Origin of the sequence: Streptomyces sp. NPDC051740, assembly GCF_044453165.1 — a bacterium.
Taxonomy (GTDB): domain Bacteria; phylum Actinomycetota; class Actinomycetes; order Streptomycetales; family Streptomycetaceae; genus Streptomyces; species Streptomyces atrovirens.
Genome location: NZ_JBITCL010000025.1, coordinates 53,827 through 79,213, shown reverse-complemented (window position 1 = coordinate 79,213; position 25,387 = coordinate 53,827). Strand labels below are relative to the sequence as shown.

Below are 25,387 nucleotides of genomic sequence, written 5' to 3'. Positions count from 1 at the left end.
TCACCCGGCCGACCGCGCCACCGCGAGCGCCCGCCCGGCGTAACCGCGGCCGAACAGCACGGCGTGCACCAGCAGCGGGAACAGCTGGTGCACGCCGACGCGCGTCCGCCACCCGTCGGCGAGCGGCGCCACCTCCCGGTAGCCGTCCAGCACCGCCTCCAGATGGGGGCAGCCGAACAGGGCGAGCATCGCGAGGTCGGTCTCCCGGTGCCCGCCGTGGGCGGCCGGGTCGATCAGCCGGACGTGCCCGTCGGCGCCCCAGAGCACATTGCCGTTCCACAGGTCGCCGTGCAGCCGCGCGGGCGGCTCGGCGGGACCGGCCAGCTCCGGCAGCCGCTCACAGACCCGCTCGACGACACCCGCCTCACCGGCGGTGACGGTGCCGTCGTCGACCGCCCGGCGCAGATACGGCAGGACCCGGTGCCCGGCGTACCAGCCGGGCCAGTCGTCGCCGGTGACGTTGCGCATCGGGGCGAGCCCGATGAACGCCTCCACCGGGCCGCCCGGCGGCGGCGCCCCGAAGGCCGGCGCGCCGGCGGCGTGCAGCGCGGCCAGCTCCCGGCCGAACCGCAGCGCCGCCTCCCGCCCGGGCGGACCCTGCGCCACCCGGTCGACGACCAGCCGGTACGCGTCGTGACCGTGCACCACCGGTACCCGCACCGTCCCGGCCCCGGCCAGCCAGCGCAGCCCCGCCGCCTCGGCGCGCGCGGCCTCCGCTCCCTCGGCGCTCTTGACGACCACCACCCGGCCGTCGTCGAGGGCGACCTCGGCCAGTGAGCCGGACAGCGTACGCACACCGGTCACCGCCCGCCCGGTGAACCGGGCCGCCACGGCGCCGGGCCCGTCACCGTCCCGGACGGTCGGACCGGGAGGGAAGCTCATGGGCGGACTCCTCACGTACGGGCGAGCGGTCGTGCCCAGGGTATGGGCTCCCCGCACGCCCGCGTCCGCCGCCGGCCGGTCACGCGGTACGGTGAAATCCCGGCCGCCGCCGATCGAAGGAAACCGCGCCGGGGGAGCACTCGGAGCATGACGAGTTCATCGTTCCAGCGCACCCTCACCCTGCCCGCCACGCTGTGCGAACAGGCCGCGCACCATCTGGAGCAGGCCGCCCGGCGGACCGTGGACGGCGCCGGAATCCCGCTGAAGGCGTTCCGCGAGGCCGCCGACAGCGACTACACCCTCCCGGTGTCCGTGGTGGAACAGGCGGCGGGCTGCCTGCTGGTCCTGGCCACGGAGACCGCCCAGACCGTACGGCCCTCGGCCCTGCGCACCGTCATCGGCGTCGCCCTGTGCCTGCGCGACGCCGTCCAGGCCGTCCACCGGCCCGCGCTCACCACCCGCTTCTGGTGAGGGCGCGCCGAATGGTCCCCGCCCGGCGGGGAACCCGGCGCACTCCACCACCCATACCTCCAGGAGAAGGCATGAGTCTGTTGCGCGTCCTCGGCCGGCCGATGCTGGCGTCGATGTTCGTCGCGGGCGGGCTGGATTCCGTCCGCAACCCCCAGAACGTCGCCCCGGTCGCCGAGTCCGTCGTCAAGCCCGTCACCGACCGGGTCGCGGCGCTGCCGGACCGCACCGAGGACGCCGTACGCCTCAGCGGCGCCGTCCAGGTCGTGGGCGGACTGCTGCTGGCCACGGGACGCCTGTCCCGCCCGGCGGCGCTCGCCGTCGCCGTCACGCTCGTGCCCACGACGCTGGCCGCCCACCGCTTCTGGGAGGAGGAGGACCCAGGTCAGCGCATGCAGCAGCGCATCCACTTCCTGAAGAACCTGTCGATGCTCGGCGGTCTGCTGATCGCCGCCGACGACACCGGCGCCGCCCCCTCACTGCTCTGGCGGAGCCGGCACGCCGCCCATGACCTGCGCCGTGACGCCCACCTCGTACGCCGGTCCGTCCGGGCCGGGGCCGGGCCCGGCGCGGCGGCCGGCCGGGTCCGGGCCAAGCTGTCCCGCTGACGCGCGGACCGCGTTAACTCCCCGGAGTCGGGGGGACTCGTCGTCGGCGGGTGGACCCGGCCGGGTGCCACCACGAACCGGAGGTGAGAAGGACATGGGACACGGAGGCAACGTCATCGACGAACTGGTGACCGATCACCGGGAAGTCGAGGAGCTCTTCGGCAAGATCGAGGCACTGCCGCCCGGCCACAAGGACCGCAAGACGTACGCCGACCAGGCCACCATCGAGCTGGTCCGGCACTCGGTGGCCGAGGAGGCGTACCTCTACCCGGCCGTGCGCGAGCACGTGGAGAACGGGGACGCGCTGGCCGACCGTGAGCTCGAGGACCACGCCACGGCCGAGCGGACCATGAAGGACCTGGAGGGCTGCGACGCCGGCGACCCCGAGTTCGACCGGCTCATCGGCGCGCTGATGAGCGAGATCCGCGAGCACGTCGCCGACGAGGAGCAGAACCTCTTCCCGATGCTGCGCGCCTCCTGCTCCCCGGAGGCACTCGACCGGCTCGGTGACAAGGTCCGGCAGGCGAAGAAGACGGCCCCGACCCGGCCGCACCCGTCCGCCCCGGACAAGCCCCCGGCGAACAAGCTGCTGGCACCGGGCGCCGGCATGGTCGACCGGGTCCGGGACGCGCTGAGCGGACGCGGCAAGCTCGGCTGACGCCAGGGGCGCACGCGGGGACACCGGGGGAGGGGCCCGTCACACAGGTGACGGGCCCCTCCCCCGTCCTTGTGAGCAACCGCACTCACAGCCCAAGTCCCCCGTGCGAGGGCACATTTGACGCCCGCGTCCCCCTGGTCACCGGCTGCTCGGAACCGACTCGGCGGTCCCTTCTGCCACGATGGGCCGCGCCCTTCCGGGCGACGGGAACCGCCGCGCAGCGCAGCCGGCGTTCCGCTTCCCGCGCCCCTCCGCTGAGTCCTCCGACTCGTCCTCCCGAGTAGCGCACCTGTGTCTTCCTCGCTCCCCCCGGTCCAGTCCGGGTCCCGCTCGCCCTGGCGCTCCCTGCGGCACCGCAGCATGCGCTGGTGGTCCGTCGCGAACTTCGTGTCCAACGCCGGTACGTGGATGCAGCTCACGGTGCAGAACCTGCTGGTCCTCCAGATCACCGGGTCCGCCGCCGCCACGGGTCTGTCCATGTCCGTGCAGGCCGCACCGGCCCTGCTCATGAGCGTCCTCGGCGGCGCGGCGGTCGACCGCTGGCCGCGGAAGCCGACGGCCGCCGTCAGCCAGGCCCTGCTGGCCGTCATCGCCTTCACCACGGCCACCCTCGTGGCACTGGACCGGCTCGACATGACGTCCCTGATGGTGCTGGCCGCCGTCACCGGCATGATCGCCACCGTCGACAACCCGGCGTGCGCCCTGCTGGGCAACGACCTCGTCCCCGCCGAGGACGTGCCCTCCGCCATCGGCGTGGGCGCGCTGGTGTTCAACGCGGGCCGGCTCGCGGGCGCCGCGCTCGCCGGGGTGACGGTCGGGTTCCTCGGCACCGCCGCCGCCTACTTCGCCAACGGGTTCTCCTTCCTGTTCGTGACCGCGGTCATCCCCTTCCTGCGCCCGGCGGCAGGAGCGGTCCGGCACGTCGTCGAGAGGGACGAGAAGGGCGAGAGGGACAAGCGCCCGCAGAACGCCATGACCGTCCGCGAGGGGATCGCCTTCTTCGCCCGCCGGCCGCGACTGCTCGCGCTCGCCGGGGTCACCGGGATCAGCGCGGTCTTCGGCCGCAACTACGGGCTCACCCTCGCCGTCCTGGTCACCGGGCCGCTCGCGGGCGGCGCCGGGGCGTTCGGCACGGTGTCCACCGTCCTCGCGGTCGGCGGCATCCTCGGCGCGGTGCTCGGCGCGCGGCTGCGCCGGCCGTCCGTGCGGCTGGTCGGCGCCCTCGCGGCGACGGGCGCGCTGCTGCAGGTGGTGGCGGGCATGTCACCGTCGCTGGCCGTGCTGCTGGTGCTGGTGCTGCCCATGGCCGTCGTCGAGTCCGTCTCCGACACCGCAGGAACGGCCGTCCTGCAGACCGACCCGCCCGCCCATCTGCGCGGACGCGTCCTCGGCGTCTGGGGCAGCGTCGGCACGGTGTGGAGCCTGGGCGGCCCGCCCGCCCTGGGCCTCCTCATGGAACTGGCCGGCCCCCGCGGCGCCCTGATCACCGGCGGCCTGATCGTCGCCGGCTCGATAGCGGCAGGCCACCTCCTCCACACCCGCCGCACCCGGGCCCCGGTCGTTCTCCGCCCCGAGGCCCTGGAAACAGCGGCGTGACCATCAGCCCGTCCGGCGTTTGAGGACGAGGCCCGTTCAGGGCCGAAGGGGGGCCGGGGGCACAGCCCCCGGGGACGATGGGGGTCCCTCCCGCTCGAGCGAAGTCGAGAGTGGGGGAGGGAAGGGGCGGCGGGGGCGAAAAATCTCCCCGCCCCCGCTCACCCGTCCGACGTCCGAAGGGCAACCGCCGCCCGCGCCGCCCGCCGGGCCAGCGCGGTCGTGGACCGCCCGTCCAGATACGGCAGCACCACCGCCTGCCCACCCCAGGCCCGCACCACCTCCGCCTCCGGCAACTCCTGCACGGAGTAGTCCCCACCCTTCACCCACACATCCGGCCGCAACCGCCCCAGCACCACCTCGGGCGTGTCCTCCTCGAACACCACCACCGCGTCCACGCTCCCCAGCGCCGCCAGCACCCTCGCCCGGTCCGCCACCGGCGTCAGCGGCCGCCCCGCCCCCTTCCGCCGGGCGACCGACGCGTCGGAGTTCAGGCACACGATCAGACAGTCCCCGACCCGCCGCGCGCTCTCCAGCAGCCCGACGTGCCCGGCGTGCACCAGATCGAAGCAGCCCCCCGTGGCGACCACCGTCCCCCCGCGCGCCCGCACCCCCTCCGCCAGCTCGAACGCGTCGGCGGCGGACCCGTGCGCGGGACCGGGCACGGCCGGCGCGTGCCACAGGTCAGGGTTCCCCGCCCCGCCCGCCGCGACGAACGCCGCCGCCTCGGTGACCGCCCGCTGCAACGCCTCCTCCGGCAGCAGCCCGTCGGCCAGCGCGGCGACGGTCGTCGCGGCGAAGCAGTCACCCGCGCCGCACGGATCCCCGTCCGCCCGGAACGGCGCCGGGATCAGCATCGGCGTACCCCCGCCCGGCCGGGTCAGCAGCACCCCGCGCTCGCCGAGCGTCACCGCGACGCCCGCCGCCCGCCAGCGCTCCGCCAGCTCCGCCCCGCGCTCGGCGAAGGCACCCAACGACGCCCCCGGCGAACCGGCGCACAGCGCGACGGCCTCCGCCGCGTTGGGCGTGACCAGGCGCGCCCCCGGCACCGGCGGGTCGCCCCTGGGATGCGGGTCCCACACCAGCGGCGTGTGCCGGGCCGCGTCCTCCAGCTGCGGACGCACGGCCCCCGCGGTGTGCCGTCCGTAGTCCGCGACGAGGACGGCGTGCGCGCCCGCGAGCGCCTCGCGCACCGCGTCGTCCGGCTCGCCCGGCGTCCCGCCGCCCCGGTCGATGCGCACCACGGGCCGCCCGTCCGCCAGCACCCGCGTCTTCACCGGCAGCGTGCCGTGCAGCGGCAGCTCCAGCAGCCGGATCCGGCCGCTGAGCTCCCGGCGTACGGCCTCGCTGGCCGGGTCGTCGCCGAGCGCGGTCACCAGCACCACGTCCCGGCCGCCGCGGGCCGCGAGCGCGGCGGCCAGCCCGGCCCCGCCCGGATGCCGGCGGTCACCGGTGACGTCGACGACCGGGGCGGGCGCGTCCGGGGCCAGCCGGGTCGCGACCCCCTCGATGTCCTCGTCGAGCAGGACGTCCCCCACCACCACCAGCGGCTTCGGACCGGTCATGACATCCTCCCGGGGACGGCCACCGCACCGCGCGCGAGGGGCGCGGCCACGGCGGCGTCGAAACACTCGCAGAGCAGGTGTACGGCGACCAGATGCGTCTCCTGGACGGTCGCGGTGCTGCCCGCCGCCACGCACAGCGCCTCGTCGGCGGCCTCCGCCAGCGGGTTCGGGCCGGGTCCGGTGAGCGCCCAGACCCGCAGCCCGGCCCGCCGGGCCGTCACCGCCGCCGCGATCAGATTGGCGCTGCGCCCCGAGGTGGACAGCAGCATCAGCACGTCGCCGGGACGCCCGTGGGCGGTCACCTGGCGGGCGTAGACGTGGTCGAAGCCGTAGTCGTTGCCGATGGCGGTGACGCTGGAGGTCTCCGCGTGCAGGGCGAGCGCCGAATAGGCGCGCCGCTCCCGGCGGTAGCGGCCGACCAGCTCGGCGGTCAGGTGCTGGGCCTGGGCGGCGCTGCCGCCGTTGCCGGCGGCCAGCAGCCGTCCGCCGTCGGTGAGCACGGCGGCGAGGCGTCCGCCCCAGTCGGCGATCCGGGGCAGGCCGCTTCGGCGGAAGCCGTCGAGGGCCTCCTGGAGCGACCGGCAGTGCAGCTGGGCGGCTTCGAGGACGGAGTCTTCGGTCATGGCGTCCCGGGCGCACCGCCTCGGGGGGACGGCGGCGGCACCCGCACCTCCTTCCAACGTCGGACGTCGGCGGTTCAGCCGGTCCCGGTCGCGGCGGGCTCGGCGTCGAGGACCTCGCAGTACGCCGCCTCGGTGGCCGCGGCGACCCGCGCCCAGCCGTAGCGGCTGAGCACCCGGCGACGGCCGGCCACCCCGCACGCCTCCCGGGCCGCCGGATCGGCGAGCAGCCCGGCCACGGCCCCGGCCAGTGCCTCCGGGTCGCCGGGCGGCACCAGCCGGCCGGTGCCCGGATCGGCGACCGTGTCGAGCTGGCCGCCGACCGCGGTGGCCACCACCGGACGGCCGCAGGCCATGGCCTCCAGCGGGACGATCCCGAAGGGCTCGTAGTCGGCGGGGCACAGCACCACGTCGGCGGAGCGCAGCAGCGCCGGCACCCGCCCGGCGTCCACCCCGCCGGTGAACCGGACCCGGCCGGCGACCCCGGCGTCCCGCGCGACGCCGCGCAGCCGCCGCACCTCCGGGTCCTCGCCGAGGAGTTCCGGCGGGGGCCCGCCGACCACCACCAGCTCCGTGCCGGGCAGCCGTGCCAGCGCGGCCACCGACACCGCGGCGCCCTTGCGCGGCACCAGCCGCCCGAGCTGCACCAGCCGGTACCGGAACGGGCCGCGCGGCGCGACCGGACCCACCGGTGCGAACCGGTCCGTGTCGACACCGCACGGCACGACCCCGATCCGGTGCGCCGGCACACCCATCCGGACCAGCTCGGCGACCTCGTCCCGGCAGGTGGCGACGATCCGGTCGCAGCCCAGCCCCACCTCGATCTCGCAGCCGATCCGCTCCGGCGGACTGGTGTCGGCGGCCCGCTGGTGCCGGCGCTTCACCGTGCCCAGCGCGTGACAGGTGTGCAGCAGCGGCAGCCCCAGCTCCCGGGCCGCCCCCAGCGAGGCCAGCCCCGACATCCAGTAGTGCGAGTGCGCAACGTCCGGGGTGCGCGCCCGCCACTCCCGGGCGAGTCGGCGCCCGAACTCGTCCATGTACGGCAGCAGCCGGTCCTTGGGGACCGGCTCGGCGGGGCCCGCCGGGACGTGGTGCACCTCGACACCCTCGCGCAGGGGCACCCGGTCGGGCAGCCCGGGCGCGTCGCGGCGGGTGTGCACGGTGACGCGGTGGCCGCGGTCGGCGAGCGCCCCGGCCAGGGCGGCGACATGGACGTTCTGCCCGCCGGCGTCCACCCCGCCGAGGGCGGCGAGCGGGCTCGCGTGCTCCGAGACCAGGGCGATGGACAGCACGCCCGGGGCGAGCGGGCCGGAAGCGGGGGTCATGGGCGCACCTCCGTGATCGGTCGCGGCACAGGCCACGGCGGAATGTTCCTGGGCACCCCGGCCCACCGCCGCGGCCGGACGCCGGCGGTCCCGGCCGCGGTCGTCCGCCGGACCGGACGACCCCGGCCGCACGGTGGGTGGGCCGGGCGGCTTACGGCCCGGGTGCGGGGGTCCGGCGCGGGGGAGGCCGTGTGTCCCGTCGGCCGGGACGCGGTCTCGGGGGACCCGGCGGCGCGGTCGCGGGAGGTCACGACCGGACGGGCACCCCGGCCGCACGGTGGGTGGGCCGGGCGGCTTACGGCCCGGGTGCGGGGGGCCGGCGCGGTGGAGGCCGTGTGTCCCGTCGGCCGGGACGCGGTCTCGGCGGGGCCGGCGGCACGGTCGCGGAGGGCCGCGGACGGAGGGGCCGCGACCGGGGGCGGCCGGCGGGACGGGCGGGTCACGACAGGAGCCGTTCGCCGGCCGACGGGGAGTGCGCGGGCGCGGGGGAACCGGCCCGGTGCGGGCGGGACCGTGCCGTGCGGTGCAGGACGTGGCCGCGCAGCCAGTGCCAGGTCGCGGCGGGCGGGACGAGCACGCTGGTGAGGGCCATCGTGACGATCTCGTCGCGGGTGCGCGGACCCGGCAGGATCCGGGCGAGGGCGAACTCGGCGGTCCCCGCCAGCCACCCGGTGGCACACGCCACCGCCGTACGCGGCCGGCCGGACAGCAGACAGCCCGCCGCCGTCAGGCCCGCCGCGGTCAGCGCCAGATGCGCGGGCAGCCGGCCCCGCGGTGCCTCCGCCCGCTGCCACCAGCCGCGCCCGTGCAGCCTGGTCATCAGCACGTCGTCGGCGTTGCCCGCCTGGAGCCGTACGGAGATCCAGCGCCCGGCCGGCCGCACCGGGTGGGCGGTGGTGCGACGGCCCTCGGACAGGGTCCAGCCGGCGTCGAGCACCCGCAGCGCCAGGTCCGCGTCCTCCCGGAAGGCCCTGCGGAACCGTTCGTCGAAGCCGCCTACGGCCTCCAGCGCCCGGCGCCGGTACGCCATGTCGGCGGTGATCCAGCGGGCCCGGGCCAGCCCGGCGGTGCCCCGCTCCCAGTCGGTGGGCGGCCGGTCCGGCGGCAGGGGCACCTCGATCCGGGCGGCGATCCCGGCGGTCGCGACGCTCGCCCCGGCGAGGTCGAGCGCCAGGTCGTCGGCCCAGGTGGGGCCGGGCACCACGTCGTCGTCGAGGAAGACGACCCACGGCGCGTCCCCGGCGGCCCGCCATCCGGTGTTGCGGGCGGCGGCCGGACCCCGCGCCCCGCCGGGTACGACGAGGGTGCGCGAGCGCAGTGACGGCGGGACGGCGGCGGTCAGCGGCGCACCGGCCCGGTCCGGGCGGTCGTCGACCACCACGACCCGTACCGGGCCGGGCCCGTCCGCCTCGGCCAGCGCCCGCAGACACCGGCCGAGGCCGGGCCTGCCGAGCGTCGGCACCACCACCGCGTACTCCCCGTCCGGGGCGGCCGGCCCGGTCACCGGGACCCCCCGCCGGCGTCGCCGGAGCGGAACAGATCGCCGCGCCGGATCGCGTACGGGCCGATGGCCAGGAGGTCGACGGGGGAGGAGCCGAAGCACTCCAGGGCGTCGCGGGGGTCGTCCACCATGGGCCGGCCCGCCGTGTTGAGGCTGGTGTTGACGACCACGGGCAGCCCGGTCAGCCGCTCGAACTCGCCCAGCATCCGCGCCACCAGGGGCTCGCGCGCCGGATCGACCGTCTGGATGCGGGCGGTGCCGTCGACGTGCACCACGGCCGGGATACGGTCCCGCCAGGCGGGGGCCACGTCGTGCACGAACAGCATGTACGGACTCGGCAGCGGCCCGTCGAAGATCTCGGCGGCCCGTTCGGCGAGCACCATCGGCGCCACCGGCCGGAACTGCTCGCGTCCCTTGACGTCGTTGAGCCGCTCCAGGTTGCCCGCGTGTCCGGGGTGGGCCAGCAGCGAGCGGTGGCCGAGCGCCCGGGGCCCGTACTCGCTGCGCCCCTGGAACCAGGCGACGACGCCGTTGCCGGCCAGGGTCCGGGCCACGGTGGCGGCGATGTCCGCCGGCCGCTCGAAGGGGACGGAGGCCGTCTTCAGCCACGCCCCCAGCTCCGCGTCGGACCAGTCCCGGCCGAGGTCGGCGCCGGTCATGGGCTCGGGTCCGTCACCGGCGCCGGCGGACAGCAGCAGGGCGCCGCCGAGAGCGGTCCCCGCGTCCCCGGCCGCGGGCTGCACCCACACCCGGGAGAACGGGCCCTCACGGGCGATGCGGGAGTTGGCGACGCAGTTCAGGGCGACGCCCCCGGCGAGGGCGAGCACGGAGTGGTGGGTACGGCCGTGCAGCCAGCGCGCCAGGTCCAGCAGGGTCTCCTCCAGCACGGCCTGCGCGCTCGCGGCGACATCGGCGTGGTCCTGGGTCCAGGGTTCGTCCGGGCCGCGCGGCACGCACATCTCGTGCCAGGGCACACCGGTGGCGTGGAAGCCGCCGTCGCCGGTCGGATACACGTACCGGCGCAGTTCGGGCAGCATGTGCGGGGTGCCGTGGGAGGCGAGGGCCATCACCTTGAACTCGTCACAGGAGCGCAGGAAGCCGAGGTGCTCGGTGAGTTCCTCGTAGACCAGGCCGAGCGAGTGGGGGAGGTCCTGGGCGCGCAGCGGCTCGAGCCGGTCGCGCACCCGGCGGGCGGCGAGGTGCGAGGCGCGCTCGCCGCGGCCGTCCAGCACGAGCACGGAGCAGTCCCCGGCGTCCGGCGCGGCGAAGGCGCCGGAGGCGGCGTGCGCCATGTGGTGCGGTACGAAGCGGACGAGGCCGGGGTCGAGTCCGGGCAGCGCGGTCCGCAGGAAGCCGGGGGCCTCCCGCGCGTAGGTGAGCCGCAGGTGGTCCCACGGGTCGTCCAGGCCCATCGCGTCGGCGGGGCGGGCCAGTGCCGGGTCGAAGGAGTAGGCGACCGCGTCGAGGTCCTCCGGACGCAGCCCGGCCCGCTTCAGACACCAGGCGGCGGCCTGACCGGGCAGCTCCCAGGCGGAGAACGGCAGCGGGCGCTTGCCGTGCTTGCGCCGGGAGAACCTCTCCTCCTCCGCGGCGGCGACGGTCCGGCCGTCGATCACCAGGGCGGCCGCGGGGTCGTGGAAGAGGGCGTTGATTCCGAGGATGCGCATGGCGGACGGGCCTTTCGCTCAGCGGCGGACTTCGGCGCGGAACCAGTCGATCGTGCGGCGCAGCCCTTCCTCGACGGCCACCTGGGGCTCCCAGCCGAGCTTGTCGCGGGCCAGCGTGATGTCCGGGCAGCGCACGGCGGGGTCGTCCACCGGGCGTTCGATGTAGCGGACCTCCGAGCGGGAACCCGCGAGCGCGACGACGAGACGGGCCAGGCCCAGCATGGTGATCTCGCCGGGGTTGCCGATGTTGACGGGGCCGCGCATGCCGTGGGCGGCCGCCGCGAGGACGCCGGCCACCGTGTCGTCGACGTAGCACAGCGAGCGGGTCTGCAGTCCGTCACCGGTCACGGTGAGGGGTTCGCCGGCCAGGGCCTGCCGGACGAAGGTCGGTACGGCGCGGCCGTCGTGGCCGCGCATCCGCGGGCCGTAGGTGTTGAACAGCCGCACGATGCAGGTGTCCGTGCCGCGGGCCTCCGCGTGGGCGGTGGTCAGCGCCTCGCCGAAGCGCTTGGCCTCGTCGTAGACGCTGCGCGGGCCGACCGGGTTGACGTGGCCCCAGTACCGTTCGTCCTGCGGGTTCTGCTGGGGGTCGCCGTAGACCTCCGAGGTGGAGGCGAGGACGAAGCGGGCCTCGGCGTCCTGGGCGAGCTTCAGGGCGTTGCGGGTGCCGAGACTGCCCGTCTCCATGGTGTGCAGCGGCAGCCGCAGATAGTCCGCCGGGGAGGCGGGGGAGGCGAAGTGCAGCACCAGGTCGGCCGGCCGGTCGACCGGCAGTTCCCGCGCCACGTTGGCCCGCACGAGCGTGAACCCGGGCCGTTCGAGCAGCGGGGCGATGTTCTCCGGGCGGCCGGTGCTGAGGTCGTCCACGCAGGTGACGGCGGCGCCCGCGTCGAGCAGGGCGGCACACAGATGGGACCCGACGAATCCCGCCCCACCGGTGACGACGGCGTGCTCCCACTTCCGCGATATGACGGTACTCATACCGCCCACCCTGCCCCCGCCCCCCACCCCCGGCCCGCTCGCCTACTGCATTCCAGTGAGTGACACAGGGTGATCATGTCCACCGCGGACAATCGTGCCGCTGGGGCGGGCAGTCGCGTGCCGCCGTTCCCGTGGGCAGTCGCGTGCCGCCGTTCCCGCGGGCAGTCGTGCCGCAGGGCGGCACGGGTGGGCGCGACGGCGCCCCGTAAGCGCCGGGCCGCGCGACCCACCCCCGCCCAGCCACAGCATCGGGCCCCGGCAAACGCCGAAGTCAGACCACCAGGGTGGTGTCCGGATCCAGCCGGCTCAGCAGCGCCGACTGGTGAAGCCCCGCCACCGGAGCCACCAGATCCGGATGCCGCAGCAGTGCCGCCGCCCGGCGATCCGCCTCATCGGGCGCGACCAGCCGACGGAACTCGGCCGGCACGGCACCCCCCGTGAGCGCGCTCACCGCGAGACCGGCCAGCCCGGGATCGGCCAGCAGACACACCGCCCAGCTCGCCACCACCTCGTCGACCCACGTACGCCACGCCTCGCCCGAGCCCTCCGCATCCGCCCCGGTCACCCAGTCGAGCCGCCCCGAACCCCCCGGCCCCGCCAGCCCGACCAGGGCGGCGTCCATCTCCGTCGGATACCGCAGCCGCGCCGCGACGGTCACCGCCTGCCGCGCCTGCGCCTCGCACAGCGCGACGGCCAGCGCCCCGCCGGGCGCGGGAAAGGAACACGTCAGCCACCGCGCCGTCGCCGCGATGACCGGTGAGAGATCTGCCTGCACTGCCGGGCCGCCCGAACCGCTGGGGTGAAAGGACCGCACGGAACGCTAGCCGCCGCCCCACCCGTCCCGGTATGACCCCGACCTCCTCCGGCACGTGGCCTCGGCCACATCCGAACGGGTGGCCCCGCCCCGCCCGGAGTGTCCCGCCCTCCCCCCGGGGCACCCGACGCCGATGGACGTACTCAGCCGCCCCCTGCTCGACCGCACCCTGCCGCTGCTGGCCGAGGGCTACGCCTGGCTGCCCAACCGGATGCGCGACACCCCCGGCCCCGTGGTCCGCACCCGGATCCTGGGCCGGCCCGCCCTCGCCCTGCGCGGCCCCGAAGCGGTGCGGTTCTTCTACGACGAACAGAACGTGCACCGGCACCGCGCCATCCCCGAACCCGTGCTCGCCACCCTGTTCGGCCACGAGGCGGTGCACACGCTCGACGGCGTCGCCCACCGCACCCGCAAGTCCCTGTTCCTGCCGCTGCTCGAACCCGGCCGGATCGCCGGCCTCGTCGGCCATGTGACCGAGGCCTGGGACGAGGCCGTACCCGCCTGGGGCCGGCGCGGCTCCGTCGTGCTGTTCGACGAGGCGGCCACGGTGCTCACCACCGGGGTCCACCGGTGGGCCGGCATACCGCTGGACGACGCCGACGCGGAGGCGACGGCCCGCGACATGATCGCCATGGTCGACGGCTTCGCCACCGCCGGACCGCGCCACCTGCGGGCCCGGCGCGCCCGCGCCCGGCAGGAGGACCGGCTGGGCCGGCTGGTGCGGGACATACGGTCCGGCACGGTCACCGCCCCCGAGGACTCGGTCCTCGACCTGGTGTGCCGGCACCGCGACGCGGACGGCGGGCCGCTCGACGGGAAGACGGCCGCGGTGGAACTGCTCAACGTCGTCCGCCCGACGACCGCCGTCGCCTGGTTCGTCGCCTTCACCGCGCACGCCCTGCACAAGTGGCCCGAGCACCGGGCGCCCCTGGCGGACGGGGACGTCCCGTTCACCACCGCGTTCGCCCACGAGGTGCGCCGCTTCTACCCGTTCGTGCCGTTCCTCGGCGGTCTGGCCGCCCGGGACCTGTACTGGCGGGGCGAGTGGGTCCCGGCCGGGGGACTGGTGGTGCTCGACGTGTACGGCCAGAACCACGACGAGTCGCTGTGGGGCGATCCGTACGCCTTCCGCCCGCGGCGCTTCCTCGAACGGCCCGTGGAGCGCGACGAACTGATCCCGCAGGGCGGCGGCGACCCGGCCGCCGGCCACCGTTGTCCCGGCGAGGGCATCACCGTCGGCGTGCTGGAGGCGCTCGCGGTGCGGCTCGCCCGGATGGAGTACACGGTGCCGGAGCAGAATCTCGCGATCCCGCTGCACCGGGTCCCGACCCGCCCGCACAGCGGCGTGCTCCTGTCCGGCGTACGCCCGCCCGCCGTCTCCTCGTGACGCCCGTACGCTCCCGGCCTGTTGAGGAAGTGACGAAAACAAGTCCGGGAAAAGTGGAGCGATTTGTTTGATGTGGGTGAACCTGGGGGGAGGTGATCGCTCCACCTCAGGGAGAGGGTGTCATGCGTCCCGACGAGAAGGTCACCGAGGAACTCACCGGAATCCGGAGCGCCGGCATCGAGGCGGCACTCGACCCGGCCGAGACCGACGGTGTGTACCGCGACAGCCTTGAGTGCGCCGCGCTGGCCGTCGTCGCCTGCGGAGGCGCGGCTCTGCTGTCGCCGCCGACCCCGCGCCCGAAGAAGGGCTGAACGGGATCGACGGGAGCAGATGACATGGAGCAGTCAGGCACTTCGGCCCGCTTGCAGGCCGCGGTGCAGGACCTCGCCTCCGGTGTGGTCTCCGGTCTGCACCCGCCGCTTCCGCGCCCACGACCCGTTCGTGGCCACGGCGTACGCCCTGCTCACGGAAGCGGAGTGGTGACGGCCGCGCCCGGGAACGGGGGGGGGGGGGGGGGGGGGGGGGGGGGGGGGGGGGGGGGGGGGGGGGCGGGCGGCGGGGGGGGGGGCGGCCCCCCCGCGCCCCCCCCCCCCCCCCCCGTACGGTCATGCCGTCACAGCCGCTGCCACAGCGCCGGAGTGCCGGCGGGCGCCCACGCGCCCTGGGCCTGGTGGGTCTGCAGGCACTGGTACGTCACACCGTCACGGGTCACCGTGGCGCCCACCTCGTAGACCCGGCCCGCGGTCCACGCCTCGGCGCCGCCCTCCTGCTGGTCCGGCGCCGTCTGCGCGGCGGCGGTGGTCAGGGTGAGCCCGAAGTCGCCGAGGATCGGGTTGACCGGCTGGTAGAACGTCGTACCGCCACTGGCGCAGTCACCGGAACCGCCGGAGGTGACCCCCTGCGCCTGCGCGCCCGCGACGTACGGCCCGCCGGAGTCGCCCGGCTCGGCGCACACCGTCGTCCGGGTCAGCCCGTCGACCCTGCCCTCGGGGTAGCTCACGCTGGTGTCGTGCTGCTCGATGGTCCCGCAGTGCCATCCGGTGGTCGAGCCGGAACGGCACACCGACGCCCCGACGAGGGCCTGCGCCGAACCGGTGACCTGAACCTCCTGGCCGTCCTGCGCCTTGACGTCGGGCGTGGGCGTCCACTGGTCATCGGTCGCCACCCACGCCATGTCCTCGCCGGGGAAGACGGAGGCCTGGAAGACGCCCTGCGCGGTGCGGTCGTACCCGGTCGTGGTCGCGCCGGCCCTGCCGCAGTGACCGGCGGTGACGAAGCCCGGCTGCTCGCCCCGGGTCACGGAGAAGCCGACCGAGCAGCGCGCGGCGTCGTCGATGTAGAAGGCGTCGCCGCCGGTGATGTCCTGCAGCAGGCGCGGCCGTACCGTCGTCATCCGGATGCCGACGTCCGCGCCTTCGAGCCCCGCGGCCTCGACGAAGGCGTTGCCGGCCTCCTGACTCGTCGCCTGCACCATGATCCGGTTCTCCGGTACGTCGACGTACCAGACGGGCGTGTCGAGGGTCTTGACGCGCTCGGCCGCCGCGTCCAGCTTCGCCTTGGCCGCCTCCAGGCCGGCCAGTGTCCGCCGGACCACCTTGGCGGTGGCGCCCTGGGCCTCGATGGCCGGCACGTCCTCGGCGTCGGTGGTCGCGACCGTGAGCTGCTCGGCCGTCCTGCCGCGCACCCAGGCACCGGCGAACCGGTCGCCGAGCGCGTTGCGCAGCCGGCCCGCCCGGGAACCCGCCTCGGCCTCGTTGACCAGCCGCTCGGAGGCCTGGGCCTCGTCCAGCTTCAGGTCGCGCCGGAGGGCGGCGAGCAGATGGGGCGACGGCCGGTCGGCACCCAGGGTCTGGGCGGCGCCGGGCGTCGGTCCCGCCGCGGGCGTGGCATCGGCCGCCGCGGCACAGGGGAGCCCGGCGAGGACGAGGGCGCCGAGCGCCGTGAACGCCGACCGGCGCGCGGCCCGGGCGTGTCTGAGGACCATTCGGTACGTCTCCTTCAAGGGTGGCGAAGCTGCGGAGGCGACTCAGACCTTGCCCGTGACACCCGGCACGATGTGGGGACACGCCGGATTCACCGCATCGGTGACCCGGAACGGGCCCGAGTGCAGTACCGGCGCGCGCCGGCGGCCACCCGGACGGGTCACACCGGCGTCAGACCCGGCGAGCCCACCTCGGTGACGAAGGAGGCGGCCGTGGAGACGGCGGCGCCCGGCGTCGTCACGACCGGCACGACACGGAAATCGGCCCGCGCGTTCTCCCGGCCCAGCTCGACGCGCACATAGCCGCGCCGGCCGTCGTAGAACCTCAGGTGGGGGTTGGCCCGCAGGTAGGTGTCCCAGTTGGCCGGGTGCTCCGCGCCGTCGCGGCCGCTGGCGACGGAGGTGCAGGTCAGCTCCGTGCCCAGAGTGACGGAGCCGGGGTCGTCGAAGTCGTCCTTGATGTCGAAGGCGTACGCGACGTGGACGTCACCGGTGAGGACCAGCCAGTTCTCGACACCGGCCGCCTTCGCGCCCGCGACCAGCCGGCCGCGACCGGCGCGGTAGCCGTCCCAGGCGTCCATGGAGACCTTCGCCCCGTCGTTCAGGTCCAGCTTGCGCTGGGAGAAGCACACCTGCTGGGGCATCACGTTCCACAGCGCCGTCGACGCGCCCCACCCGTCGAGCAGCCAGCGCTCCTGGGTGTCCCCGGTGAGGGTGCGCGCCGGGTCGTCCGACTCGGGCCCGGGCACGTGCGGGGTGTCGTCGTGGGCCTGGTCGGAGCGGTACTGGCGGGTGTCGAGGAGGTCGAACTGGGCGAGGGTGCCCCAGTGCAGCCGGCGGAACAGCTGGGCGTCGGGGCCCTCGGGAAGCTGGTCGGCGCGCAGCGGCTGGTTCTCCCAGCAGGCGCGGTAGGCGGCGGCGCGGCGGGTCAGGAACAGCGCCGGATCGCTGCCGTTCTCGTCGATCGCTCCCGCGTAGTTGTTCTCGGTCTCGTGGTCGTCCCAGGTGACGACGAACGGGTGGGCGGCGTGCGCGGCCCGCAGGTCGGGGTCGCTCTTGTAGAGCGCGTAGCGCATCCGGTAGTCCGCCAGGGTCGTCGTCTCGCGGTCGAACACGGACGGCAGCACGACGTCGGTGTAACCGCGGGCGCCGCCCGCGGAGTTCACGGCGTACTCGTACAGGTAGTCGCCGAGGTGGAACACCACGTCGACGTCCTCCTGCGCGAGGTGCCGGTGCACCGTGTAGTAGCCGTCGTGGTACGCCTGGCAGGCGACCGCCGCCAGTCTCAGGCCCGCGGTGCCGGCGCCGGCCGGGGGAGCGGTACGGGTGCGGCCGGTGGGGCTGATCCAGGTGCCCGCGCGGAACCGGTAGTAGTAGTGGCTGTCCGCTTCCAGGCCCTTCACGTCGGCGCGCACGCTGTGTGCGTACTCGGGATGCGCGAGGGCGGTGCCCCGCCGCACGACCAGGGCGAAGGACTCGTCGAGCGCGACTTCCCAGGAGACCTCCACCCGCTGCTGCCCGAGCCCTCCGTCCGGTTCGAAGGGAGCCGGGGCCAGCCGGGTCCAGATGAGCACCGAGTCGGGCAGCGGGTCCCCGGAGGCGACGCCGAGCGTGAACGGGTCCTCGGTGAGGCGGGCCGCGTCGAGCCGGCGCGCGGCGAAGGCGCCGCGCGCGGGGAGGTTGGTGGTGAAGGCGAGGGCGGCGGCCGCGGCGGTGAGGGTGAGGAAGCGGCGGCGGGCCGGATGCCGTGCGGCGGCGCGCAGTTCGGCGTCGTGCGGGGTGAGGGCGAGCGCGGACGACGGTCCGGTACGGCCCGGCAGCGCCATCTGGTGTCCTCTCGTACGGGGTCGGCGGGGAAGGACGCGAGGCGCGGGCCGGCGGCGACGCGGGCAGGCGAGCGCGACCGTGCTCCGGGGGCGTGCGGGGCGACGAGGATCACGGGACACGGAGCCAGCATGTTAAGCAGACAAAACGCGCGAAAGGTGCGCGCCTTGCGGGGTGTTCACCCGAGAGGCCCCGTACGGACCCGGCCCCGGGGCAGAGAGAAGCGCCGCCGGTGCGACCGGCGGCGCTGGGGTGGTGGGGCGGTGGGCGGGCTCAGGCGGTGGCCGCCCCCGTGCCGGTGCCGGCGCCCACACGGTCGCGGACCGGCAGGTGGTAGACGTGGAAGGCGCGGCCGATGACCGGCTGGGCGACGTTGCGCACCTTCACGCCCCCCGTCGTCATGCCGTGCTCACTGCCGGCGTGCGCGTGCCCGTGCACGGCGAGATCGGCGCCGGCCGTGTCGATCGCCTCGGCCAGCAGATAGCTGCCCAGGAACGGATAGATCTCCAGCGGCTCCCCGGCCAGGGTCTCCGGCACGGGGGAGTAGTGGGTGAGGGCGATCCGGACGTCACAGCCTTCCTGGTCCAGCTTCTCCAGCGAGGCCCGCAGGCCGTCGGCGCACCGGCGGGAGAGGCGCACGAACTCCTTCATCACCGGCTCGCCGAACTCCCCGGCGCTCGCCCCGACGAACCCGCCGCCGAACCCCTTGGTACCGGCCACCCCGACGCGCGCGTCACCGGCCCGTACGACCGCCGACTCCCCCTCCAGGACATGGGCGCCGGCGTCCCGCAGGACGGCCGTGACCTCGTCCTGCCGGTCGTCGTGGTGGTCGTGGTTGCCGAGCACGGCGACCACGGGAACGCCCAGGCCCCGGATCTCGTCGGCCACCACGCGGGCCTCCTCGACGGTGCCGTGCCGGGTGAGGTCCCCGGCCAGCAGCAGGAGGTCGGCGCACTCGGGCAGGGTGTCGAACGCGGGGCGGAGCGAGCCCCGGGTGTCGGGGCTCATGTGGATGTCCCCGACGGCGGCGATCCGGATCATGACAGTTCCTCCGCGTGATCGGGTGACGAGGTCTCGCTGATCACGACGTCGCAGTGCACCTCGAGCCCGGCGAGCTCCTCCCGTACGGTGCTCAGGACGTCCTCGCGGCACTGGGCGGAGGGGACGGTCCCGGTGACCAGTACGGCCTTGCCGCGGACCTCGACCCGCACACCGAGTTCGCCGAGCTCGCCGGAGGCGAGACGGTCCTGGAGGTGGGCGACGCGGTACTCCGGGCCCGCCGCCGGTGTGCCGCCTGCGGATCCGGCGTCTTGGGTGTTCATGAGCGTTCCTTCCGCGGACGTTCAGATGACGTTCAGGCGTTCCAGGAGGAAGAAGAAGGCGGCCGGCATGGGCTCGTCCCCGCAGTCGCGCCGTACCCGCTCCCAGTCGACCTTCTCGCGCAGGGCGCGGGCGATGGGCAGGACGGCCCCGAAGTCGCAGTGGTGCTCCGAGAAGGCGGCCAGCAGGCCGGTCAGCAGATCGGTGGGCGCCAGGACCGGCATGCGCACCGACTCCACCGGCAGTTCCGACGCCCGCCGGAGCATCTCGGTGGAGACGGGCCGGTGCGCCAGCTCGAAGATGAGGTCGACGTCCTGGCCGAAGCAGGTGGCCTTGATCAGCCAGTCCTCGGGCGGGGCGTACACCGTCAGCCCGGCCTCGCGGAGCGTGGCGGCCACCGACTCGGCGTCCTCGGGCCGGACGCAGAAGTCGACGTCGTGCTGGAGGTTCCCGCTGCCGCCGTGGGCGTGGACGGCGACACTGCCGGCCAGGGCGAACAGGTGCCCGCCCCGCTTGAGCACCGCGCCGACCTGCTTGGCCGCCTCCAGGATCGCCTGATTGCGGTCGCGGGGCAGCTCGGGGTCGTCCTCCTGGTCCCGCGCGCCGCTCCGCACGGTGTGCGCCGGCACCGGTCCCGGAGTGCCCGTGGCCAGACGGAGCTCCCGGGTCCCCGGGGGCCGGGCGAGCGTGGCGTCCTCGCCGTTCTCCGTCATGACCACTCCTTTCTCCGACCGGACGGTCCGCGCGTCCGCCGTGTGCCTGTGTGTGCCTGCACCTAGTACCCGGCGTGCCCGTTCCGACACGGGCACGGGGGGAAGGCGGCGTCCTCGCCGCCGAGGGCGCACAAGAAAGGCGCTTTGCCCTTTTACGTCTGAATATGAGGGGAAAGGCAGGGAAGGTGATGAGTGCCCGTGAGGGACTCGCCCGTGGAGGCCGACATGGAGCAGGACACGTCCCGTCCGTCCGATCTTCCGCAGCCCCTGCGGGCCGTCGCCTCGGGCCTGCGGCATCTGCCGGGCGCGGAGCAGGTGGGGAGGGTGACCGGTGGCGCCCTGGACGCGATCGGCGCGGTCTCCCCGCGCGGACGCCGGATGGCCGTCTACGCCGGAGCCGGGGTGCTCGGCGTGGCCGGCGTCGTCGAATGGCCGGTGGCGCTGACCGGCGCGGCCGTCGCCTGGCTCACCCAGCCGCGCCCCGCCCAGCGGTCCGACGGCGGCGACGGGGAAGACCCCGCACGACGGCTCGACGGCGGCGACGGGGAGAGCCCCGCACGACGGCTCGACGGCGAGCCGGGCGCGGAGCCGCCGGCCGACGCGGACGGACGGCGCGGAACACCGGCCGACCGCCCGCCCGCGGGCCCCGGTGACCGGCTCACCCCCTCCCGCGACCGCACCGGCCGTACGGAGCACCCCGTGCGCGACCAGCCCGCCAGGGTGGGCGACACCGCCACCGCCTCGGCCCTCAAACAGGTCGCCGACGCCACCCGGCACCACGGCTCCCACCCCGACCCCTCCCACGAGCGGGGTGGCCGGGCGGAGTCCCCTGTGCGCGAACAGTCCGCCGAGGCGGGTGGCACGGCCGAGCAGGTCGCCGGTGCCGCCCGGCACCACGGCGGGAACCCCGGCCCCGGCCCGGACCGGGACAACACCCCCGGGTGGTCGCGCGACGCCCGCCACACCGGCTGAGCCACGATCAACAGGACCCCGCAGATGCTCACACGCTTCGACGTCGCCCCTCTCGCGGGGGCCGTGGCGGGAGTCGCCGCAGGCGCCGCCCGCGGCACCGCACAGGGCATGACGTCCGTCCACGACACGACGCGCCGCCTCGGCCACGTCGCCCGCAACGCTCTCGGCGGCGACCGGCACTGGCGGGCCGGACACCGTGTCCACCTGGCCCTGCGGCACCCGGACGGCGCCGCCGCCCCGCTCGCCCGCGAGGTCGCCGCCGAACTGCTCGACCACCCCGACGTGCTGACGGCGTACTGGGACGAAGGACTGTCCCGGCTCGTGGTGACCGCCGTGACGGACGCGGCCGGCGACCGTGTGACCGAGCGTGCCGTCGCGCTCGCCGCCCGCCTCGGGCTGACCGAGGACGCCGGCCCCGAGGACGAGGACGACACGGCCCACCCCGGCGACCCCCGCGAGGTGCGGGTCGCCGCCACCGCGCTGCTGCTGGACGTCGCCGGCGCGGCCGGCGCCCTGGCCGGCCGGTCACTGCGCCTGCCCCGCAGCCCCAAGGCGGTCACCGCAGCCGTCACCCTGCTGCGCGAGAACCCCCGCTTCCGCGCCCTGCTGCGGCAGCGGTTCGGCCGCGGCGGAACGGAACTCCTCCTCGCCGCCGCCAACGCCGCCGCGCACGGCGCCGGACAGTCCCCGGCGTCCCTGGTACTCGACGGACTGCTGCGCACCGGCCAGCTGACCGAGGCGACCGCGCGGGCCGCCGCCTTCGAGGCCCTGCACGACGACGTCTGCCTCGAACGGCGCACCAGCATCCCCTGCCCCGCCGGCACCCGCCCGCCCCTGCGGGTGACGCCCGCCCAGGCGTACGCGGCCCACGCCGGCACCGGCAGCCTCGCGGGCGCCGCCGCCACCCTCCTCATCACCCACGACACCCGGGAGGCGGCCGAAGCCGTCCTCGCCGGCTCCCCCAAGGCGGCGCGCTACGGTCCCGCCGCCTTCGGCGCGGTCCTCGGCACCCACCTCGCCCGGTCCGGCGTCCTGGTCCGCAGCGCCGAGCGGCTGCGGCAGCTGGAGATCGCCGACTCCCTGGTCCTGCACGCCGACGCGCTGCGCGGCCGGACGCGGCCCGCCGACGGAGAGCCCGCGCTGTTCGAGGACCCCGTCGACCCCTGCGCCGAGGCCGTCCTCGACGCGGCCCGCCGGGCCGGACTGCACGTCGTGGTCACCGGCGGCTCCGACCTGAAGGACATCACCCGCCTCGCCGACGAGACGGCCCCCGCCGACCTGCCGTTCGGCGACGTCGTACGGGCGCTGCAGAACGACGGGCACATCGTGGTGAGCGTCGCCCGCGTGGCCGCGCACGGCGACGCCGACGTGGCGGACGGGCTGCCCGCCGGCGATGTGGCGATCGCCCTCACGGACGCGCGCTCGGCGCTCGCCTGGGGCGCCGACGCGCTCGCCCCGAACGAACTGACCGACGTCTGGCGCCTGCTGACGGCCGTTCCGGCGGCCCGCCGGGTCGGCCGCCGCTCGCAGACCCTGGCCCGGGCCGGCGCCGCCCTGTCCGGGCTGATGGTGGCCCGCGGCGGCACACCCGGCGGCCGGCTGTGGCGGCGGCTCACCCGGCACGCCCCGGTGAACATCGCGGCGGCGGGCGCCCTGCTCACCGGCTGGACGGAAGGCCTGCGCGTGGCCCGCGCCACGCCGCCCGAACCCCGGCTGCACGTGCCCTGGCACGCCCTGGAACCGCACGAGGCGCACGAGCTGTTGCGCGGCACCCGCACCGACGCCGAACCCACCGGACTCGCCCTGCTCGCCGAACGCTCCCGGCAGCGGGCCGCGCGGCTCACCCGCACGCCCGCGGCCGCCCCCGCCCGCTGGACCTGGCAGGCGGCCGGCGCCGTCCGCCGTGAGCTCGACGACCCGCTCACCCCCGTCCTGGCCACCGGGGCGGTCGCCTCCGCGCTGCTCGGCTCGCTCGTCGACGCGCTGCTCGTCGTCGGCGCCATGGACATCAACGCGGTCGCGGGCGGCCTCCAGCGGCTGCGCGCCGAACGGGCGCTCGCCCGGCTCGCCGCCCACCAGCGGCCCAAGGCCCGCCGGCAGGACACCTCCCGGGGCACGGTCACCGTCGACGCCGCCCGGCTGCGGCCGGGGGACCGGATCAGCCTCGGCGCCGGCGACGTCGTACCGGCGGACGCGCGGCTGCTGGAGGCGGACGGGCTGGAGGTCGACGAGTCGTCGCTCACCGGCGAGTCGCTGCCCGTGACCAAGACCCTGGACCCGACCCCGGGCGCGCCGGTCGCCCGGCGGACCTGCATGGTCTTCGAGGGCACCACCGTCGTGGCCGGCCGCGCCGACGCGCTCGTCGTGGACACCGGCGACCGCACCGAGGCGGGCCGCGCCGTCGCCCTGGCCGCCCGCGTCCCGCCGCCCGCCGGAGTCCAGGCCCGTCTGCAGGAACTGACCCGCAAGGCCCTCCCGGTGACCCTCACCGGCGGTGCGCTGGTCACCGGCCTGTCCCTGCTGCGCGGCAGCCCGGTACGGCGTGCCGTCAGCGGCGGTGTCGCCGTGGCCGTCGCCGCCGTCCCCGAAGGGCTGCCGCTGGTCGCGACCGTCGCCCAGATGGCCGCCGCCCGCCGGCTCTCCCGGCGGGGCGTACTGGTCCGCACCCCGCGCACCCTGGAGGCGCTCGGCCGGGTCGACACCGTCTGCTTCGACAAGACCGGCACCCTCACCGAGAACCGGCTCCGCCTGGTCCGGGTGGCCACCGCCGACGGCACCGTCCTCGCCCCGGACGCCGAGGACGCCGTACCGGTCGTACGGCTCGCCGCGCGCGCCTGTCCGCAGGAGGAGACCGGAGAGGGACGCCGGGTCGCCCACGCCACCGACGAGGCCGTCCTCGACGTCGCCCCGCCCGACGCCGGCTGGACCGCCGACGGCGAGCTGGCCTTCGAGGCCAGCCGCGGCTACGCGGCGGCCGTCGGCCGGGACGGCGACGCGGACACCGGACTCCTCGTCGTCAAGGGCGCCCCCGAGACGGTCCTCCCCGCCTGCCGGGACCTCCCCGAGGAGACGGCCGGCACCGCCCACACCCTGGCGGGCCAGGGACTGCGCGTCCTCGCCGTCGCCCGGCGTCCCCGCCGGGGGACCGACGCGGACACCGAACTCGACGCGGACCTCGCCGACCTGGAGTTCGCCGGACTGATCGCCCTCGCCGACGTGCCGCGCGACACCTCGCGGGAACTGCTCGCCGAACTGCGCCGGGCCGGCATCCTGCCCGTCATGCTCACCGGCGACCACCCGGAGACCGCCCGCGCCATCGCCCTGCAACTGGGCTGGCCCGAGGAGACGGAGGTGGTCACCGGGGACGACCTGGTCGCCATGGGCCGCTCCGACCGGGTGCGCGCACTGCACGGCGCCGGAGTCGTCGCCCGCGTCGCCCCCGAGCAGAAACTCCACGTCGTGGAGGCCCTGCAGCAGGCCGGCCGGGTGGTGGCGATGGCGGGCGACGGCGCCAACGACGCCGCCGCCATCCGCGCCGCCGACGTGGGCGTCGGCATCGAGGCCCGCGGCTCCGCCGCCGCCCGCAACGCCGCCGACCTGGTGCTCACCACCGGCGACCTGTCCGTCCTGGTGGACGCCGTCGGTGAGGGCCGCGCGCTGTGGCGCAGCGTCGCCGACGCGGTCAGCATCCTCATCGGCGGCAACGCGGGCGAGGTCGGCTTCAGCGTGCTGGGCACCCTGCTCGCCGGCTCCTCACCGCTGTCGACCCGTCAGCTCCTCCTGGTCAACCTGCTCACCGACATGTTCCCCGCCATGGCGGTGGCGGTGACCCCGAGCGACGACCCGTCGACGGCGGCGCACGCCGCGAGCGGCCCGATGGGCCTCGACGTCCTCGGCGCGCCCCTGCTGCGCTCCGTCCGGCGCCGCGGCGTCACCACCTGCCTCGGCGCGGTCACCGCCTATCTGATCGGCCGCCTCACCCCCGGCACCGAACGCCGCTCCACCACGATGGCCCTGTGCGGAGTGGTCGGCGCCCAGCTGGTACAGACCCTCTCCGGGCGCCGCCACAGCCCCCTGGTGTGGGCGACGGCCCTGGGCTCCGCCGCCGTGCTCGCCGCCCTCGTGCAGACCCCGGGCGTCAGCCACTTCTTCGGCTGCGTCCCGCTCGGCCCCGTCGCCTGGGCGGGCGTCGCCCTGGCCATCGCCCTGTCGGCCCTCGCCCCGCGCCTGGAACGCCTCGAAGCGGTACGGCGCCTGTACGCCCTCGCCTCCCGCCTCACCCCGCGCCTCGCCGACTCCATGAGGCAGGCCCGCCACCTGCTGGACAGCGGCATCGCCCGACCGGTGGCCTGACCCCCCGAGGGCGCAAAGGGGGCCGGGCCACAGGGGCGCGGGCCACAGGGGCGCGGGGAACTGCGCGAAGGGGTCCGGGGGCGGAGCCCCCAGGGACGGGACGGGAAGGGGCGGCGGGGGCGAAAAAGGCCCGGACACCCCGACAGCGCGTGATG

The 25,387-nt window shown here is 76.0% G+C and carries 21 protein-coding genes; 8 read left to right on the top strand and 13 right to left on the bottom strand.

The window, feature by feature from the left end:
• Positions 1–882, bottom strand: a complete 882-nt coding sequence (locus ACIA6T_RS30645; protein WP_399449764.1) for a fructosamine kinase family protein — start codon at positions 880–882, stop codon at positions 1–3.
• Between the two features lie 147 nt (positions 883–1,029).
• Here ACIA6T_RS30645 and ACIA6T_RS30640 point away from each other — a divergent pair, with 147 nt between their 5' ends.
• From ACIA6T_RS30640 to ACIA6T_RS30625, 4 genes are all read left to right on the top strand, one after another.
• Positions 1,030–1,353, top strand: a complete 324-nt coding sequence (locus ACIA6T_RS30640; protein WP_399449763.1) for a hypothetical protein — start codon at positions 1,030–1,032, stop codon at positions 1,351–1,353.
• A 71-nt stretch (positions 1,354–1,424) separates the two neighbouring features.
• Positions 1,425–1,958 (top strand): DoxX family protein, encoded by a 534-nt coding sequence (locus ACIA6T_RS30635; protein ID WP_399449762.1) that lies wholly within the window; start codon positions 1,425–1,427, stop codon positions 1,956–1,958.
• Between the two features lie 94 nt (positions 1,959–2,052).
• The gene (locus ACIA6T_RS30630; protein ID WP_399449761.1) at positions 2,053–2,616 is read left to right on the top strand and encodes a hemerythrin domain-containing protein; all 564 of its coding nucleotides are present in this window, start codon (positions 2,053–2,055) and stop codon (positions 2,614–2,616) included.
• 360 nt (positions 2,617–2,976) lie between these two features.
• Positions 2,977–4,212 carry an MFS transporter gene (locus ACIA6T_RS30625; RefSeq protein WP_399449790.1) on the top strand — a complete coding sequence of 412 codons (1,236 nt, stop codon included), beginning with the start codon at positions 2,977–2,979 and terminating at the stop codon, positions 4,210–4,212.
• A 158-nt stretch (positions 4,213–4,370) separates the two neighbouring features.
• Here ACIA6T_RS30625 and rfaE2 read toward each other — a convergent pair whose 3' ends face one another.
• From rfaE2 to ACIA6T_RS30590, 7 genes are all read right to left on the bottom strand, one after another.
• Positions 4,371–5,774, bottom strand: a complete 1,404-nt coding sequence (gene rfaE2, locus ACIA6T_RS30620) for a D-glycero-beta-D-manno-heptose 1-phosphate adenylyltransferase (RefSeq protein ID WP_399449760.1) — start codon at positions 5,772–5,774, stop codon at positions 4,371–4,373.
• Positions 5,771–6,397: an SIS domain-containing protein gene (locus tag ACIA6T_RS30615; protein ID WP_399449759.1), complete on the bottom strand. Its 627-nt coding sequence runs from the start codon at positions 6,395–6,397 to the stop codon at positions 5,771–5,773. Before ACIA6T_RS30615 ends, rfaE2 begins: the two co-directional genes overlap by 4 nt.
• A 74-nt stretch (positions 6,398–6,471) precedes the next feature.
• Positions 6,472–7,719, bottom strand: a complete 1,248-nt coding sequence (locus ACIA6T_RS30610) for a glycosyltransferase (protein WP_399449758.1) — start codon at positions 7,717–7,719, stop codon at positions 6,472–6,474.
• A 439-nt stretch (positions 7,720–8,158) separates the two neighbouring features.
• Positions 8,159–9,223, bottom strand: coding sequence for a glycosyltransferase family 2 protein (locus ACIA6T_RS30605; RefSeq protein WP_399449757.1), 1,065 nt, complete (start codon positions 9,221–9,223; stop codon positions 8,159–8,161).
• Positions 9,220–10,887, bottom strand: a complete 1,668-nt coding sequence (locus ACIA6T_RS30600) for a carbamoyltransferase (RefSeq protein ID WP_399449756.1) — start codon at positions 10,885–10,887, stop codon at positions 9,220–9,222. Before ACIA6T_RS30600 ends, ACIA6T_RS30605 begins: the two co-directional genes overlap by 4 nt.
• An 18-nt stretch (positions 10,888–10,905) precedes the next feature.
• On the bottom strand, positions 10,906–11,868 hold the full coding sequence (locus tag ACIA6T_RS30595) for an NAD-dependent epimerase/dehydratase family protein (RefSeq protein WP_399449755.1): 963 nt from the start codon (positions 11,866–11,868) through the stop codon (positions 10,906–10,908).
• A 271-nt stretch (positions 11,869–12,139) separates the two neighbouring features.
• Positions 12,140–12,643, bottom strand: coding sequence for a hypothetical protein (locus ACIA6T_RS30590; protein ID WP_399449754.1), 504 nt, complete (start codon positions 12,641–12,643; stop codon positions 12,140–12,142).
• Between the two features lie 172 nt (positions 12,644–12,815).
• On the opposite strand from ACIA6T_RS30590, the gene ACIA6T_RS30585 reads away from it, so the two are divergent.
• Positions 12,816–14,069 (top strand): cytochrome P450, encoded by a 1,254-nt coding sequence (locus ACIA6T_RS30585; RefSeq protein ID WP_399449752.1) that lies wholly within the window; start codon positions 12,816–12,818, stop codon positions 14,067–14,069.
• Between the two features lie 122 nt (positions 14,070–14,191).
• Positions 14,192–14,380, top strand: a complete 189-nt coding sequence (locus tag ACIA6T_RS30580; RefSeq protein WP_399449751.1) for a hypothetical protein — start codon at positions 14,192–14,194, stop codon at positions 14,378–14,380.
• Positions 14,381–14,682: 302 nt separating this feature from the next.
• Here ACIA6T_RS30580 and ACIA6T_RS30575 read toward each other — a convergent pair whose 3' ends face one another.
• The 5 genes from ACIA6T_RS30575 to ACIA6T_RS30555 all read right to left on the bottom strand — a co-directional run bounded on the left by ACIA6T_RS30575 (position 14,683) and on the right by ACIA6T_RS30555 (position 19,907).
• Positions 14,683–16,053: a trypsin-like serine protease gene (locus ACIA6T_RS30575; protein WP_399449749.1), complete on the bottom strand. Its 1,371-nt coding sequence runs from the start codon at positions 16,051–16,053 to the stop codon at positions 14,683–14,685.
• A gap of 158 nt (positions 16,054–16,211) precedes the next feature.
• The gene (locus tag ACIA6T_RS30570) at positions 16,212–17,876 is read right to left on the bottom strand and encodes an alkaline phosphatase D family protein (protein ID WP_399449748.1); all 1,665 of its coding nucleotides are present in this window, start codon (positions 17,874–17,876) and stop codon (positions 16,212–16,214) included.
• A gap of 271 nt (positions 17,877–18,147) precedes the next feature.
• On the bottom strand, positions 18,148–18,915 hold the full coding sequence (locus ACIA6T_RS30565; protein ID WP_399449747.1) for a metallophosphoesterase: 768 nt from the start codon (positions 18,913–18,915) through the stop codon (positions 18,148–18,150).
• A complete protein-coding gene (locus ACIA6T_RS30560; protein ID WP_399449745.1) occupies positions 18,912–19,196 on the bottom strand; it encodes a BON domain-containing protein in 285 nt (94 codons plus the stop codon). The genes ACIA6T_RS30565 and ACIA6T_RS30560 overlap by 4 nt, the downstream gene beginning before the upstream one ends.
• A 21-nt stretch (positions 19,197–19,217) precedes the next feature.
• A complete protein-coding gene (locus ACIA6T_RS30555; protein WP_399449744.1) occupies positions 19,218–19,907 on the bottom strand; it encodes a nucleotidyltransferase family protein in 690 nt (229 codons plus the stop codon).
• A 198-nt stretch (positions 19,908–20,105) separates the two neighbouring features.
• On the opposite strand from ACIA6T_RS30555, the gene ACIA6T_RS30550 reads away from it, so the two are divergent.
• Together ACIA6T_RS30550 and ACIA6T_RS30545 are read left to right on the top strand one after the other, a co-directional pair.
• A complete protein-coding gene (locus ACIA6T_RS30550; protein WP_399449743.1) occupies positions 20,106–20,879 on the top strand; it encodes a hypothetical protein in 774 nt (257 codons plus the stop codon).
• A 24-nt stretch (positions 20,880–20,903) separates the two neighbouring features.
• Positions 20,904–25,232, top strand: coding sequence for an HAD-IC family P-type ATPase (locus ACIA6T_RS30545; protein ID WP_399449741.1), 4,329 nt, complete (start codon positions 20,904–20,906; stop codon positions 25,230–25,232).
• Positions 25,233–25,387 lie beyond the last annotated feature (155 nt).

What these genes read in the sequence shown, in the direction of transcription:
- ACIA6T_RS30645 (WP_399449764.1), bottom strand. Translation starts at nt 882, where the DNA reads ATGAGCTTCCCTCCCGGTCCGACCGTCCGGGACGGTGACGGGCCCGGC.
- ACIA6T_RS30640 (WP_399449763.1), top strand. Translation starts at nt 1,030, where the DNA reads ATGACGAGTTCATCGTTCCAGCGCACCCTCACCCTGCCCGCCACGCTG.
- ACIA6T_RS30635 (WP_399449762.1), top strand. Translation starts at nt 1,425, where the DNA reads ATGAGTCTGTTGCGCGTCCTCGGCCGGCCGATGCTGGCGTCGATGTTC.
- ACIA6T_RS30630 (WP_399449761.1), top strand. Translation starts at nt 2,053, where the DNA reads ATGGGACACGGAGGCAACGTCATCGACGAACTGGTGACCGATCACCGG.
- ACIA6T_RS30625 (WP_399449790.1), top strand. Translation starts at nt 2,977, where the DNA reads ATGCGCTGGTGGTCCGTCGCGAACTTCGTGTCCAACGCCGGTACGTGG.
- rfaE2 (WP_399449760.1), bottom strand. Translation starts at nt 5,774, where the DNA reads ATGACCGGTCCGAAGCCGCTGGTGGTGGTGGGGGACGTCCTGCTCGAC.
- ACIA6T_RS30615 (WP_399449759.1), bottom strand. Translation starts at nt 6,397, where the DNA reads ATGACCGAAGACTCCGTCCTCGAAGCCGCCCAGCTGCACTGCCGGTCG.
- ACIA6T_RS30610 (WP_399449758.1), bottom strand. Translation starts at nt 7,719, where the DNA reads ATGACCCCCGCTTCCGGCCCGCTCGCCCCGGGCGTGCTGTCCATCGCC.
- ACIA6T_RS30600 (WP_399449756.1), bottom strand. Translation starts at nt 10,887, where the DNA reads ATGCGCATCCTCGGAATCAACGCCCTCTTCCACGACCCCGCGGCCGCC.
- ACIA6T_RS30595 (WP_399449755.1), bottom strand. Translation starts at nt 11,868, where the DNA reads ATGAGTACCGTCATATCGCGGAAGTGGGAGCACGCCGTCGTCACCGGT.
- ACIA6T_RS30585 (WP_399449752.1), top strand. Translation starts at nt 12,816, where the DNA reads ATGGACGTACTCAGCCGCCCCCTGCTCGACCGCACCCTGCCGCTGCTG.
- ACIA6T_RS30580 (WP_399449751.1), top strand. Translation starts at nt 14,192, where the DNA reads ATGCGTCCCGACGAGAAGGTCACCGAGGAACTCACCGGAATCCGGAGC.
- ACIA6T_RS30575 (WP_399449749.1), bottom strand. Translation starts at nt 16,053, where the DNA reads ATGGTCCTCAGACACGCCCGGGCCGCGCGCCGGTCGGCGTTCACGGCG.
- ACIA6T_RS30570 (WP_399449748.1), bottom strand. Translation starts at nt 17,876, where the DNA reads ATGGCGCTGCCGGGCCGTACCGGACCGTCGTCCGCGCTCGCCCTCACC.
- ACIA6T_RS30565 (WP_399449747.1), bottom strand. Translation starts at nt 18,915, where the DNA reads ATGATCCGGATCGCCGCCGTCGGGGACATCCACATGAGCCCCGACACC.
- ACIA6T_RS30560 (WP_399449745.1), bottom strand. Translation starts at nt 19,196, where the DNA reads ATGAACACCCAAGACGCCGGATCCGCAGGCGGCACACCGGCGGCGGGC.
- ACIA6T_RS30555 (WP_399449744.1), bottom strand. Translation starts at nt 19,907, where the DNA reads ATGACGGAGAACGGCGAGGACGCCACGCTCGCCCGGCCCCCGGGGACC.
- ACIA6T_RS30545 (WP_399449741.1), top strand. Translation starts at nt 20,904, where the DNA reads ATGCTCACACGCTTCGACGTCGCCCCTCTCGCGGGGGCCGTGGCGGGA.